9 protein-coding genes and 1 pseudogene are annotated in these 14,059 nt (G+C 45.1%); 4 read left to right on the top strand and 6 right to left on the bottom strand.

Features of this window, described 5'->3' with window-relative positions; genetic code table 11:
• Nucleotides 1-333: 333 nt before the first annotated feature.
• Nucleotides 334-1,251, top strand: a complete 918-nt coding sequence (locus QUA27_RS04645; protein WP_333066651.1) for a fructosamine kinase family protein — start codon at nt 334-336, stop codon at nt 1,249-1,251.
• A gap of 79 nt (nt 1,252-1,330) precedes the next feature.
• Here QUA27_RS04645 and QUA27_RS04650 read toward each other — a convergent pair whose 3' ends face one another.
• From QUA27_RS04650 to QUA27_RS04660, 3 genes are all read right to left on the bottom strand, one after another.
• Nucleotides 1,331-3,031: an ABC-F family ATP-binding cassette domain-containing protein gene (locus QUA27_RS04650; RefSeq protein WP_333066652.1), complete on the bottom strand. Its 1,701-nt coding sequence runs from the start codon at nt 3,029-3,031 to the stop codon at nt 1,331-1,333.
• 751 nt (nt 3,032-3,782) lie between these two features.
• Nucleotides 3,783-4,502, bottom strand: coding sequence for a ribonuclease PH (rph, locus tag QUA27_RS04655; RefSeq protein WP_333066653.1), 720 nt, complete (start codon nt 4,500-4,502; stop codon nt 3,783-3,785).
• Nucleotides 4,503-4,623: 121 nt separating this feature from the next.
• On the bottom strand, nt 4,624-5,184 hold the full coding sequence (locus QUA27_RS04660; protein ID WP_333066874.1) for an adenylate kinase family protein: 561 nt from the start codon (nt 5,182-5,184) through the stop codon (nt 4,624-4,626).
• Nucleotides 5,185-5,540: 356 nt separating this feature from the next.
• On the opposite strand from QUA27_RS04660, the gene QUA27_RS04665 reads away from it, so the two are divergent.
• Nucleotides 5,541-6,068 (top strand): P-loop NTPase family protein, encoded by a 528-nt coding sequence (locus tag QUA27_RS04665; protein ID WP_333066655.1) that lies wholly within the window; start codon nt 5,541-5,543, stop codon nt 6,066-6,068.
• 128 nt (nt 6,069-6,196) lie between these two features.
• Here QUA27_RS04665 and QUA27_RS04670 read toward each other — a convergent pair whose 3' ends face one another.
• Both QUA27_RS04670 and QUA27_RS04675 read right to left on the bottom strand, forming a co-directional pair.
• Nucleotides 6,197-6,460 carry a hypothetical protein gene (locus tag QUA27_RS04670; RefSeq protein WP_333066656.1) on the bottom strand — a complete coding sequence of 88 codons (264 nt, stop codon included), beginning with the start codon at nt 6,458-6,460 and terminating at the stop codon, nt 6,197-6,199.
• A gap of 218 nt (nt 6,461-6,678) precedes the next feature.
• Nucleotides 6,679-8,178 (bottom strand): GUN4 domain-containing protein, encoded by a 1,500-nt coding sequence (locus QUA27_RS04675; protein WP_333066657.1) that lies wholly within the window; start codon nt 8,176-8,178, stop codon nt 6,679-6,681.
• Between the two features lie 609 nt (nt 8,179-8,787).
• On the opposite strand from QUA27_RS04675, the gene QUA27_RS04680 reads away from it, so the two are divergent.
• Nucleotides 8,788-10,239 carry a hypothetical protein gene (locus tag QUA27_RS04680; RefSeq protein WP_333066658.1) on the top strand — a complete coding sequence of 484 codons (1,452 nt, stop codon included), beginning with the start codon at nt 8,788-8,790 and terminating at the stop codon, nt 10,237-10,239.
• Here the strand turns inward: QUA27_RS04680 and QUA27_RS04685 are convergent.
• Nucleotides 10,239-10,359 (bottom strand): annotated as a pseudogene (locus tag QUA27_RS04685) (IS5/IS1182 family transposase); the annotation flags it as partial. The gene QUA27_RS04680 and the pseudogene QUA27_RS04685 overlap by 1 nt on opposite strands.
• An 869-nt stretch (nt 10,360-11,228) precedes the next feature.
• On the opposite strand from QUA27_RS04685, the gene QUA27_RS04690 reads away from it, so the two are divergent.
• A complete protein-coding gene (locus tag QUA27_RS04690; protein ID WP_333066661.1) occupies nt 11,229-14,054 on the top strand; it encodes a hybrid sensor histidine kinase/response regulator in 2,826 nt (941 codons plus the stop codon).
• Nucleotides 14,055-14,059: the final 5 nt, after the last annotated feature.

Raw genomic sequence — 14,059 nt, forward strand, 5'->3', positions numbered from 1 at the left:
TACTAATAGACCGAGGGCTTGACCTCTGTTTCGATATGGTGATGATGACTTAATTCTGTGCAGTCTTCAGCGTTTTTTAACATCACAACTTTTCCCTACTGTCCATTACTCAGTGCCATCACTGCGATACTATCCTGAGATCGCTTGTTAAACGCTGCGGTGGCGAAGATATTTAGCCCTTCACTGCCGCTGGAAAATAGATCAATGCCTGGGATTATATTTGACATTACACAGCCTCTTTCTGAGCTTCAGATAGCGGTTTTGTTGTTTTTGCTCATTAAGTTGCCATACCTGTTAAACTAATTTCGATCGCATTCAAAACGATTTGATGCTATGTGGGACAAAATTGCCGCGCATATCTGTGAAACAACCGGAGAAACATTTTCTCTCGACCATCGGCGTTCTGTCAGCGGGGGCTGCATAAATCAAGGCTATTATATCAGCAGCAGTTCCCGCGCTTACTTCGTGAAAATCAATCAAGCTTCCCAAGTCGCGATGTTTGAAGCTGAAGCGCGGGGTTTGCAGCAGATGGGGGAAACCCAGACGATTCGAGTACCTGAGCCGATTTGCTGGGGAACTGAGGGGAATTCAGCTTATATTGTGCTGGAATGGCTGGATTTGGGAAGTCGCAGGGGCGATCGAGCTTGGGAAGAAATGGGGCGAAAACTCGCCGAAATGCACAAATACACCCCCCCCAACCTCCCCTTGATAAGGGCGGGAGAAGAGCCTAATTCGCGCTTATTGAGGGCAGTTTTTGGTTGGGATATTAATAATACGATCGGATCAACTATACAAATTAATAATTGGACGGCAAACTGGGCAGAATTTTGGGCCGAACATCGGATTGGTTATCAGTTAAAATTGGCTAGGGGTCGGGGCGGTCATTTTCCGCAAGGAGAACGTTTATTAAAGATGATTCCTGAATTGTTAGCTGGTTATGAACCTCAACCCTCGCTAGTTCACGGGGATTTGTGGGGTGGAAATGCGGGGGTGACATCTGCGGGGGAACCGGTGATTTTTGACCCGGCAGCATATTTTGGAGATAGAGAAGTTGATCTTGCGATGACTGAGCTATTTGGTGGATTTCCGGCACAGTTTTACCGGGGATATCATCAGGTTTGGCCTTTGGATTCAGGGTATGAAGAACGCAAAACTCTTTATAATCTGTATCACATTTTAAATCATTTTAATTTGTTTGGTGGGAGTTACGAGTCCCAGGCGAATCAAATGATTAATCGAATTTTGGGTTAGTTAAGAATCAAATTCTTTTTTAACCACAGATGCACGCAGATAAACGCGGATTAAAGGTTTATCTGCGAGTGTTACAAGTTTATTTTTGCTTAGCCGCAGCTTTTTTCTTTGCCTCTTTTTCGGCTTTTTTAGCTGCTTTTTCTGCTTCAAGTTTGGCTAACTTAGTTAGCTCTTTTTCCTCAGCAATTTTATCGAGATAGTAGTGGTAATCTCCCAAATAAGGGCGAAATTCTCCATCCCGAATCTCGACAATTTTGTTAGCTACTTGGGAGATGAAATAGCGATCGTGCGAAACGATAATTACAGTACCGTCATAATTCTGAATCGCCTCTTCCATCATCTCTTTCGCCGGAATGTCGAGGTGATTTGTCGGTTCGTCCAAAATTAGCAAATTCACGGGAGTCAACAGCATTTTTGCCAAAGCGAGGCGGGCTTTTTCGCCGCCGCTTAAAGCGCCAACCTGTTTGAATACTGTTTCGCCGGTAAACAAGAACCGCCCCAATAAAGTCCGAACTTCTTCATTTTTCCAGTCCGGTACTTCGTCGTGAATGGTTTCCATCACGCTTTTATTCAAATCTAAGGCTTCTGCCTGATTCTGTTCAAAGTAACCGGGGATGACGTTGTGGCCTCCCAATTTGACCGTACCTTCGGTCGGCTTTTCTAAACCCATAATCAGGCGCAGCAGGGTTGATTTGCCCGCGCCGTTGGGGCCGAGAAAGGCAATACGATCGCCCCTTTCAATTAACAAGTCTGCTCCCAAGAATAGGATTTTTTCGCCGTAGGTGTGCACCAAATCTTGAATTATTGCTACTTCGCGACCGCTGCGGGGTGCGGGAGGAAAGCGAAAATGCAATGTTTTTAATCCGCCGGTGGGCGCTTCGATGCGTTCGATTTTGTCTAACTGTTTCTCGCGGCTTTTGGCTTGGGTGCTGCGAGTGGCGCTGGCGCGGAATTTTTCAACGAATGCTTGCTGTTTTTCGAGTTCTTTTTGCTGGCTTTCGTAGGCGCTGAGTTGGGCTTCTCTGGCTTCTGCTTTTTGCAGTAAATAAGAGGAGTAGTTGCCGAGGTAGGTGCTGGAAACGCCGCGTTCTGTTTCGACGATTTGGGTGCAGAGCCGATCGAGAAATTCTCGGTCATGGGATACGATTACCATTGGGGTTGTCAGCCCTTTGAGGTAGACTTCCAGCCATTCGATCGTTTCTAAGTCGAGGTGGTTGGTAGGTTCGTCTAGCAGCAGGATGTCGGGTTTTTGGAGGAGAATTTTGCCCAAACTCATCCGCATTTGCCAGCCGCCGCTGAAGGCGCTGACTAATCGATCGCCGTCTTCGGGTTCAAATCCGATTTCGGGCAGAATTTTCTCGATTTGGGCTTCTAAACCGTAGCCGTTTAAGCCTTCAAATTGCCGTTGCAGCCGATCCATTTTGTGGATCAGTTCGTCAAGATTTTCTGGGGAGGAGTTTTCCAAGTCTCGATGGACTTGCATCAGGGATTCATGGACTTCGTTGGCTTCGCTGAAGGCACGCCAAAATTCTTCTTTGACGGTGCGAGTCGGATCTACTTCAAATTCTTGGGAGAGGTAGGCGATGTGCAAGCTGGCGGGGCGAATGACTTCGCCGGCGGTGGGTTCGATTTCGCCGGCGATGATTTTGAGTTGGGTGGATTTACCGGCACCGTTGACGCCGACTAAGCCGATGCGATCGCCCGGTTTGACTTCCCAGGTGACATCTTTGAGTACGACGCCTGTGGGGTAAATTTTACTGATGTGTTCGAGTCGCAGCATTGTTGTGGGGACTGGGGAAGGGCAGGTTTAGCGGCGGATGGGATGCCGGCGCTGAGGTCGAGTTAATCTTAACAAATTTTAATTATATTTAGCGTATTGCCAGATTTTGATTTGGTGGGACTTACGCGAAGAAACGGGGTTTCTATGAAAAATCGCAGATTCTCAGCTAGAGAGATACGAAGAAACCCGGTTTCTAGCCTCAATGTGGGTTCAGGACTATTGGCGTGGGGCGATCGCTGCCGATCCTACGAGTCAATAAACTTGTCAATAATCCGCTATCTTTTTCGTTGTTCAGCAGCCTCAATGCTCTTAGAATCAAAATTTCAGAGGTGTTCTCACCCCCTCAGTGCGTTTCGTAAAGCTGAGTTTTGCTAAGATTTAATAAATAAGCTAAAAAGCAAGCAGGTAGCCATGACAGCCACCCTGATTCAAAACCCCACAACCGGGAGTTGTGCTGAAAAATATTAGTTGGCAGACTTACGAATCTCTGGTAAACGAGTTAGCCCAACAACGGGGAATTCGTTTGACTTACGATCGCGCAACATTAGAAATTATGACTCCATGAGGGTAACCAAAAAATCTTAGGACGCTTTGTAGAAACAGTAATCGAAGAATTAAATGTAGAAAATTTGGAGTTGCTGATTTACCGTATCAAAAGCTAAATATGACCCTCATATAAACCAGTATCCACAAAGCTTTTTGATTTTAAAGTAATTTTTTTAATACCCTGATTAAGCAACGCCAGATTTACCTAATCAACCAAAGCTTGCCGCTGAGCCTCCAACAATTCCTGAATCCCGATTTCTGCCACATCCAAAATTTGATTTAACTGACTGCGACTAAAACTTCCCTCTTCCGCAGTTCCCTGAACTTCGATGATGTTTAAATCTCCATTCATTACCACATTACAATCAATTTCAGCCGCCACATCTTCCAGATAATTCAAATCTAAAAACGGCTCTCCTTCCAAAAGTCCCACAGACACAGCCGCTACTTGGCGAATCATGGGCGATCGCACCAAATCACCTTTTTCTACCAACTTGTTTAAAGCATCAGCCACAGCCACAAACCCGCCAGTAATTGAAGTTGTGCGAGTCCCCGCGTCCGCTTGCAAAACATCCGCATCGACAAGTATGGTGCGTTCCCCCAATAGTTGCATATCCAAGCACGATCGCAAACTGCGCCCAATCAACCGCTGAATTTCTTGAGTGCGTCCCGATAATTTCATAAATTCCCGCTCTTGTCGCTGCGGCGTAGAACCAGGCAACATTCGGTATTCCGCTGTCAGCCAACCTTGTCCGGTATTCTCCAGAAATCTCGGCACTCCCGGCTTGATTGTAACGCTGCAAAGTACCTGAGTATCGCCACTTTTTGCTAGCACCGAGCCGCTAGCAAATTTGGTAAACTGTCGATCGAAACTAATCGGACGAATTTGGTTTGGTTGTCTGCCATCGGGACGTTGGAAAGACATAATATTTAGGTGATTGGTAATGGGTTATTGGGATTTAAAAATTGGAATTTATCAGGAATTATCGGCTTTTTTTGATTCGTTAAATATACAGTCATTCAATATAAAATATAAAATGGTATGACTATTTCCCCTTAGCCTCGATTAATTTGAGAATATCCTGCTGGACTTGTTGTGGGGATTGATCACCATCAATAGTTAACAGTTTGTTGCGGTATTCGTAATACTCTAAAAGAGGAATAGTGCGTTCGTGGAACAAATCGAGGCGACGCTGTAAAATTTCAGGGTGGTCATCCGCTCGATCGCGCTCGATCGACCTGCTCAGCAAAACCTCGATCGGCACTTTCAACAAAATCGCCCAATCTAGCTGCTGCGCCAACTCCTCTAATAAAAAATCCAACTCCTCAGCTTGAAAAGCAGTTCGCGGATAGCCCTCCAATACCCAGCCATTAAAGACATCCCACAGCAGCAGTCGGCTGCGAAAGAATTCAATCATAGTTGCGTCGGGAACTAATTCCCCTCTTTCGACATAAGACGCCGCCAGCTTGCCTAAATCTGTGTCTTCTGCGATCGCCTCCCGTAGAATGTCCCCCACAGCCAGCCAAGGAAGGCTCAAATTGCTGCACAGTAGTTCAGCCTGAGTTCCCTTTCCCGCTCCTGGCCCTCCCAGAATCACCACTCTCACAGTCCCTGCTCCTAGTGCCGCGACATTCAAATTTTACGCGATGTGTGTACCTTTTCTGAAAAGCCCTAGACGCAGCGAGACTCTCATCACCTTGGTTTTTCACCCTATAACTGTATAAATGTCAAGCTCCACGCCGTATTTTCCTAAAAAACCCCGTTTCTGTGTAAGTGCTAATTGAGTTCAAAAATCGAACAAACGACTGCGAATGCCACTGCCGCGAGCTTTTGACAACTTGTATATATAGTGTTCGATCCGATGTGCACTCGGCCCCGTACACTATATATTGTCAAGCAGGCTTCAGCCACGCCAAGGTCGGAGCTGCACTCAAGACTTAGTTGCTGATTAAATATTGCCCTATGGTTGCTCAGTTACAAACCCCTAAACTAAATTTAAACCACAGCTTGCCCTACACAGTTCAAGGGCTGGTGCAAGTCTTTACAGGCCCGCACCGCTGCTTTTTTACCAGTGTCATGGCTCAAGCCCTCCGAATTGCAGGACAGGGAGCTCCCGTGCTAGCTGTGCAGTTCCTCAAAGGGGGAATTAATCAAGGGCATCAGCATCCGGTGCGGCTGGGGCAAAATTTAGATTGGGTGCGCTGCGATTTGTCACGCTGCATTGAGAATGCCGATTTAGATGAACTGGAGACGCGATCGATCGAACAATTGTGGCAGTATGTTCAAAATGCGGTGGGCGAAGGTCGTTATTCCTTAGTTATTCTCGATGAATTGAGTTTAGCGGTTAATTTGGGCTTGATTCCTGAAGCCGAAGTGGTGGCATTGATTGACAACAAGCCGCATCATTTGGATATGATTTTTACCGGGCCATCCATGCCGCAAAGAATTTTGGATGTTGCCGACCAAATTACTGAAATTCGCCGCAGTTAAGGACAATGATTCAAGTTGCGAGATCCTTTTTAGCGGTCGCATTTTTTATGTAAAAAAACAGTATCTAAAAAAAGAGGCGATCGCTTAGCTCAAAGAGCGATCGCACGCTGATCAATTTACCAGCGACGTTACGCTTGAACTACCGGATCGAAAACAACACTCAATCGATCCGCCGGCACCATCCGCTTGAGAATTTTCAAGTGACCGTCTGCATCAGACCAACTGCGAAACTCACCCACAACCACCTTTTCCACATTTGGAAGCGAGCGAACTATAGTCCACGGCTTGAGACGTTTTTCTTGCAACATACTAGATAAATCTCCTTGGTAAATTGGAGCAAAAGCCACTCCCCATGGTTGGACACCGCCGAGGACTGGCTTTTGACTTTGCAAACTTGCCCTTCTCTAAGAACATAGCACAAAAAAAATAGTTTGTGATTATATCTTATTTTCCGCTTTCTTTATACCTAATTCCTACATGAAAAATGATTAAACTAAAAAATTGTTAATTCTTTAATTCCCAACTCAAAACTATTTCATGACTAACACTTCGACTTCGCTTGGGGTGCAGCCTGACTAATAAATTCTGCCTTCTACCTTCTACCTTCCTTCTACAAATCCCGCCGCGACAGCAGAAACCAGATCCCACCCAAACCCAAAACACCGCACAAAACCCCGCCTTCCCACCCAAAAACAGTCCCCCCCGGCAAATGTCCAGGTTTTGCTTTAGAAGTAAAATTCAGCTCCGAATAGTATACCCACTGGCTGTTAACCCGCCAGCCCACTCGATCGCCAAACTTCTCCCAAACTGTAGCATCATAAACACCAGGCTTTCCCCCCAACTTGAGCCACAAACCCTTTTGCACAGAAAAACCAAATCTGCGGTGACTGTGCCGCACCCAAAGTTGATCGATAGTCTGCAAATCCTTAGCTGGAAACTTCCTAATATCTTCCTCGCTCAAATAACCCCGTGAAATTTGCTGCATCACCTCCAGCATTTTCACAGAAGTTTCCTCATCAGCACCACGCCAATTTTTAGCAGCCAGCAGCCTTGCCAAGTGAGAATAATCAATACCTTTTTCGGACTCTAAATTCACAGAAACTAGCGGAGGAACAGTCACAGGTTGAGTAGGAACCGAATGACTAACAACAGTTGCTTGCTGCGAATTTTCCAGCACGGGTACAACAACAACAGGAGGTTTTAAAGCCTCCAAAACTTCCACAGCCGATTTGTAGCGATCTTTAACATATTCCTGAATCAACTTATCCAAAACCTGACCTAAATCCTCGCTAATTTGTGTTCCTTTTGGCAAAGCCTCTCTCCAAAGCCACCGGCCTTCAAGTGGATCGTAAAGGTCATCGTGAATGTCCCCATAGATATCCAGGTAAGGCATAACAGAAGTCAGCAAGCGGATGCAAGTCACCCCCAAACTATAAAGGTCGCTAGCAGGAACAGCCCTACCGTGACGCTGTTCAAGAGCCGCGTAGCCGGGAGTTCCCAACTTAGTTCCTGTTTTGGTCGGAGCAGCAGCTACTACCTGTTTAGAAACCCCAAAATCTATCAGCACTAACTTACGATCGCGAGATCTGCGGATCACATTTTCAGGCTTAATATCGCGGTGAATTACATTTCTGTCGTGAACAAACTTTAATAAAGGCAACAAATCTAACAGCAGTTCGCAAGTTTTAATTTCGCTATAAGCACCGTAGTTATCTAACTCATCCTTTAAATTATTGCCATCAATAAACTCTTGGACTAAATACAATCGCCCATCTTCCTCAAAATAAGAAATTAACTGAGGAATTTGCGGGTGCTTCAGTTCGTATAACCGCCTTGCCTCTTGTTCAAACAGTCGAACATATTTTTTAAAATGACCGGGCTTCCGCTGAAACTCTTGAGGGGGTGACAACTGTTTAATCACGCACAATTCCTCAAACTTTCCATGATTAACAGCTCTGAAAGTCCTGCCAAATCCCCCATCGCGCAGCGGTTCAGTTGCTGCATAAAGGTCTTTTAATAGCAGCTTTGAACCACAATTAAGACAATACTTTGTGCCTGGTGGGTTCTGACGCTTGTCTCTTGGGCAATCGAGATTAAGGCAGTATGTCATATATTAAAAAAATGCGAACAAAATTATACTCAGGGTTTTATATTATTCAAGAGTCCGATCGCGAGCTGGTTTTTGTAGAGGCGACACCTCGAACCTTACTCCGGCGGCTGCCACGGGATCGCTCAGAGGGGGCGCTCTCGCCCGAGTGCCCCTGAGCAAGTATAACTCTCTTGAGGGTTGGACCTCAAACTCGAAGTCCATATCTAACCTTAGACTCCGCTCCGTGCAAAACATTTGATTTAGCGGTCAAATAGCCACCAGATCAAACAGAAATAGTAATTTATTACCACCCCCGTGAGCTCTGCAACGCCAAAAAAACTGAGGATTCCGCCTGAGATATAATTTTATTGCCAGACAGAAGCACACTAACGGGAGCCACAGCTTCCGTCAACTTAGCTCGGCTTTAATATTTTAGCAGCATAATTTATTAGCTAACCAGGCGGAATCAACAATCCAAAACTCGCCAACAAACGCAGGTTAAAATAAAGACTAGCTTCCGCGATCGCAACCCGATCCCGACCAGACACTTAGCCAGTTTTCCCTGTTTCCTTTTTTCAGCTATTACCAGTTATATCTAATTCGATCGGTCTACTTAATTAGGAATCGCCAGTGACACCAAAACTACAGCCCTCTCCCACTCCAAACTCCCGCATAAAATCACCAAAAGTACCATGGTTCGAGCGGTTCATGGCACTGGTAGCCCTAGGAAATTTAAGTCTAGTATTATTTGACATAACTTACGTCCCCGGTCGAGATTTCTACCTCCGGCAACTGCCAGTTCTAACTCAAGTATACGACCCATTTAAAGGAATTAAACCCCACCGAGACACCCAGCAATATCTAGAAACCTTAGAAGAGTTAAAAATTCAAGTAGTGCAAACAGGGTTGCCCTCTCCCCAAGTAGCAGCAAAATTGCAGGAAATAAACACTCTGAGCGCGAAAATGATCGACGAAGATCCCTTTCGAGTAGCATCAAAAAGCGGCACCCTAGAAAAAATCAAAGACCGGATGCGCGATCGCGTCCCAAATCCGCAAGACTCCGCTAAACAATCATTCCAAACATTCTGGAGTCCTGACTATTTAAACAAACAAGGCTGGCAAAAAGAAATCAAGTGGTTTGACACCAAAATCAAGCCATTAATCGCCACTAACTATTACCGCGAGATCGGAGAAAACGGCGAATTTACCGATAACTTCTGGCAAATCGACCTGCCATTCATTGCCCTATTCGCGATCGAATTTCTCGCCCGTACCTACTTGATCAGCCGCCGTCACCGCAGCGTCACTTGGCGAGCAGCCATGCTCTGGCGATGGTACGACATCTTCCTGCTGCTCCCATTCTGGCGCCTGTTGCGAATATTACCCGTCACAATTCGCATCCACCAAGCCAAAATGCCAGATCTCCAACCCATACGCACCCAAATCAGCCGAGGTTTCGTCGCCAACTTCGCCCAAGAATTGACCGAAGTTGTAGTAATTCAACTCATCAACCAGATGCAACAATCAATTACCACAGGCGAACTCGCTCGTCAACTTTTTCAATCCCAAAAACAGCGCTATCTAGACATCAACAATATCAATGAAATAGAAGCGATCGCCACCCATCTAGTCCAAATAACCGTCTATAAAGTCCTCCCCCAACTCCAACCCGACCTAGAAGCCCTCCTCCGGTACAATATTGAAACCTTCCTCAAACAATCCCCCCTGTATGAAGGATGGAAGCAAGTACCCGGCCTGGGAAACCTGCCTCGACAGCTAGCAGAGCAATTAGTTGCAGAACTTTCAAAATTAGTCACCCTCGGCCCCCAAGATGCCTACGAGGCCTTCAAAATCGCCAGCGAAGACCCCATAAGCATCAAACTCTCAAGCCAGCTAGTCCAACATTTCGGGCAAGCTTTAGGAACCGAACTGCAACAGCAGCAAACCTGGCAAGAAATACAACTGCTGCTGTGCGACTTCCTAGAAGAGTTCAAAATCAACTACATTCAGCGGTTGAGCGAAGAAGACTTCGAGAAAATTTTAGAACAAGCCAAAGAATTGCAACGGATAGCCCCGCGTTAGGGCAAGTCTCCCCAGGCGATGCCCCCTTGGTAGGGGTACAACACCGCTTCCACGAACAACCAATTGTAAGCAGACTGTCCCACCCACATCACCTTCACGTCCGCGCCACAAATCTTTGATCCTTTCCCACTGTTAATCCCGTAGGGCATAACGGCGACTTGTCATGGCGATCGAATCCTTCTAGTCGGCTATATCTCTCCTTTACCTTCCTTTACATCAAGTGATGACAAACCCTAGCCTCTCGGATTTGAAGAACCTTAAAATCCTTGCCAGCCATGTGTTCACCTCTAATACCAAATTCACTATTAAGCTGAGATAGTGTCACAGAATTAAAAGAATAGCCTCAGCTTTCTCCTCTGTCATAATCCCCTCTGCTCCAGCGCTCTACTTATTTTTTTCTTCCCCAATTAGCAATTAGCAATTACCCTGCTGTAACTCTTGCAAATAAAACTTGCTGGAATTATAAAGTTTCATGTGCGATCGGCATTGTCTACGAGAGTCATCAGCAGGGTTGTGCATGAAATCTTCAGCGGGGTAGTGAGTTAGACCGTCGTTACGGTTCTCAGCCGCCTGCGTGTCCTTTTTTTAGCGAGAAAGAGCAAGTTTTTTAGATGTATATTATATCAATTTATATGTAACTTTGATGAAGTTATACTTTTTAGTACCACTGTGTAAAGTAAAGTTAAAAATTACTACAAATATCTCTAAAGCAGGTAATCTATTAGATATGATTTCTAACTGCTTTGCTAAGCGATAAAAAATTACAACTGCTAGAAAAAAATAAGGCGCGTCAGCATTTTAAGTCAGCTATAATTATAAAGCTTTCAGGGAAAATACGTAAGTAGCAATGCTTGTTCAAGTAAATTACTTTCTAAAAAATTACACTAACTCTTATAAATTGCTTTTCAATATATATTTCCTCAGCCTCATTTCACTAAATCCACTGAAATTTTTCAGCCAACTCGTTACCCCAGGAGTAACACCCATAAATGTCACAGACCTCTGCAACTAATTTCCTCTCAAATCGTTCTAAAAAAAAGGTATCCCTGCGCCTGATTTTAGTATTCCCATTCGTTCTGCAAATATTTGCTGCCGTCGGGCTGACAGGCTGGCTCTCCTTACGCAACGGGCAAAAAGCAGTCAACGAAGTTGCTAGCCAGTTGCGGAGTGAAATTACGGCCCGCATCCAGCAGCAGCTCAACACTTATCTAGACACAGCCCCTCGCGTCAATCAACTGAATGCCAATGCCCTTCGCCTAGGATACTTAAATCCCGACGAATTGGAGAGTATGGAGCGCTATTTGTGGGAGCAAATTCAAGCCTTTCCTTCTCTGCCCCAGATGGGTTTTGCTACTAAAACGGGAGAGTTCATTGCCATTGAACGCCAAGAGAATGGCAAAATATTTTTTAAAAGAGTAGATAAGGATAGTCGTACTGAATTTCATATTTATGACTCGGATAGCAAAGGCAATCAAACAGCTCTCTTAAAAATTTCTCCTAGCAACAATATACTCAACCGTTCTTGGTATAAAGACAGTGTACGCTTAGGTCTGCCTACATGGAGCCAAATTTTTCCGCTTACAGGTCAGAAAACGCTCTCCCTCCCTGCCGGACATCCAGTTTATGACGAAAGTGGCGAACTGCGCGGAGTATTCGTTGCTAATTTTTTAATCTCTTTCCTCAGTGACTTTCTGCAAAGCTTAAAAATCGGTCGAACGGGACAGACATTCATTATGGAACGTTCTGGACTCCTAGTAGGGAGTTCCACTCTCAAAGAAGCATTTATCACCAACAATGGCAAACTAGATCGCCTGAATGCTTTAGATAGCACAGATGATTTAATTCGGCTGACAACAGCGCATTTAAAAGAACGCTTTGGCAACCTCACTAAAATTAATAGCTCTCAGCAATTGGATTTTACGATCGCCGGCCAGCGGCAATTCCTCCAAGTTATGCCCTTTCAGGATAGCCGAGGATTGGACTGGCTGATCGTCGTCGTAGTTCCTGAAAGCGATTTCATGGATCAAATTAACGCCAATACCCAGACTACCATTTTGTTGTGTTTGGGAGCCTTGGCGCTAGCTACCGTTTTGGGAATCTTAACCGCACGCTGGATTACCAGCCCGATTCTCCGTTTGAGCGCAGCTTCTAGAGCGATCGCCAGTGGCGACTTAGAGGAAAAGGTGCAGGTAAAAGGCGTAGAAGAACTAGAAGTTTTGGGTCAGTCTTTCAATCTTATGGCACAACAGTTGCGCGAATCCTTTGAGGCGCTAGCCAAGACCAATTCCGAGCTAGAAATCCGAGTAGAAGAACGCACCGCTGAACTCACGGAAGCCAAACAAATCGCTGATACTGCCAACCAAGCTAAAAGTGAATTTTTAGCGAATATGAGTCACGAATTGAGAACGCCACTCAATGGAATTTTAGGATACGCTCAAATCCTAGAACGCTCAAAAACGATGGCTCCGAAAGATATCCAAGGCATCAGTATTATTCACCAGTGTGGTTCTCACCTGTTAACCCTGATTAATGACATCTTAGACCTCGCTAAAATTGAAGCTCAGAAATTGGAACTGTACGCGAAAGATTTCCATTTTCCTTCCTTTTTGCAGGGAGTCGCGGAAATCTGCCGCATCCGAGCCGAACAAAAAGGAATTGCTTTTGTTTATCAACCCAGTTTTGAAATTCCTGCTGGCATCTACGCTGACGAGAAACGCTTGCGACAGGTACTAATTAACTTACTGAGCAATGCAATTAAGTTTACAGACTCGGGACGAGTGACTTTTAAGATAGAACATCTGGAAAAGGGGACAGGTGAAAAGGTACAAACCAATGAGCAAATGCCAGACTCACCAATTCACAAAATTAGGTTTCAAATTGAAGATACTGGCGTGGGTATGACACCCGAACAATTAAAAAAAATATTTTTGCCTTTTGAACAGGTAGGAGACAGCAAACGTCAGGCGGAAGGGACCGGGCTCGGTTTAACAATTAGCCAGAAAATTGTTGAAATGATGGGTAGTACAATTCAAGTAAAAAGTCAGTCAGGAGTCGGGAGTGTTTTTTGGCTAGATTTGGATTTACCGGAAGCGGCAGACTGGGCAAATACAGCCACGCTTGCCAAACAAAGAAAGCTGGTTGGCTACCAAGGTAGAAAGCAGAAATTTTTGGTTGTGGATGACAAATGGGAAAACCTCTCGGTCATTGTCAATCTCCTGGAACCCCTCGGCTTTGAAGTAACCGAAGCTAAAAACGGTCAAGAGGGTTTAGAAAAAGTAGAAGAGTTTAAGTTTGATTTGATTATTACTGACTTGGTGATGCCAGTGTTAGATGGCTTTGAGATGATGCGCCGTATCCGAAATTTGCCCCACTATAAAGACGTGGCAATCATTGCTTCATCTGCCAGTGTATTTGCTACCGACCAACATAAAAGTTTGGAGGGGGGAGCAAACGATTTTCTCGGTAAGCCAGTGCAGGCAGAAGAACTATTTGAGATATTGCAAAAGTATTTAAAACTTGAATGGATATATGAGGAACGAAAAAATGAAAAAATCAGCGCTATTCCTTTTTCATCTGATCCTCAATCACTTTCTGAATCTACCTCTGTAGTGGCTCCCCCGCCAGGAGAAATGGAACTTTTATTTGAACTGGCGATGAGAGGCAACGTGAAAGGAATTGTGAAGCGCAGTGAGCACCTAGAGAAGTTAGATCGGCAATTTGTGCCCTTTGCTGTTGAGCTGCGCCAGTTAGCCCAAGGTTATCAAGTCAAAAAAATCAAAGAGTTTATTACATCCCACAGGATAGAAAAAGAATGAAGGCA

Source organism: Microcoleus harperi Pol14_C6 (genome assembly GCF_036701295.1).
Lineage (GTDB): Bacteria > Cyanobacteriota > Cyanobacteriia > Cyanobacteriales > Microcoleaceae > Microcoleus.

Coding starts and splice junctions, on each gene's coding strand:
- QUA27_RS04675 (WP_333066657.1), bottom strand. CDS start 8,178: ATGACATACTGCCTTAATCTCGATTGCCCAAGAGACAAGCGTCAGAAC.
- QUA27_RS04645 (WP_333066651.1), top strand. CDS start 334: ATGTGGGACAAAATTGCCGCGCATATCTGTGAAACAACCGGAGAAACA.
- QUA27_RS04650 (WP_333066652.1), bottom strand. CDS start 3,031: ATGCTGCGACTCGAACACATCAGTAAAATTTACCCCACAGGCGTCGTA.
- QUA27_RS04665 (WP_333066655.1), top strand. CDS start 5,541: ATGGTTGCTCAGTTACAAACCCCTAAACTAAATTTAAACCACAGCTTG.
- QUA27_RS04690 (WP_333066661.1), top strand. CDS start 11,229: ATGTCACAGACCTCTGCAACTAATTTCCTCTCAAATCGTTCTAAAAAA.
- rph (WP_333066653.1), bottom strand. CDS start 4,502: ATGTCTTTCCAACGTCCCGATGGCAGACAACCAAACCAAATTCGTCCG.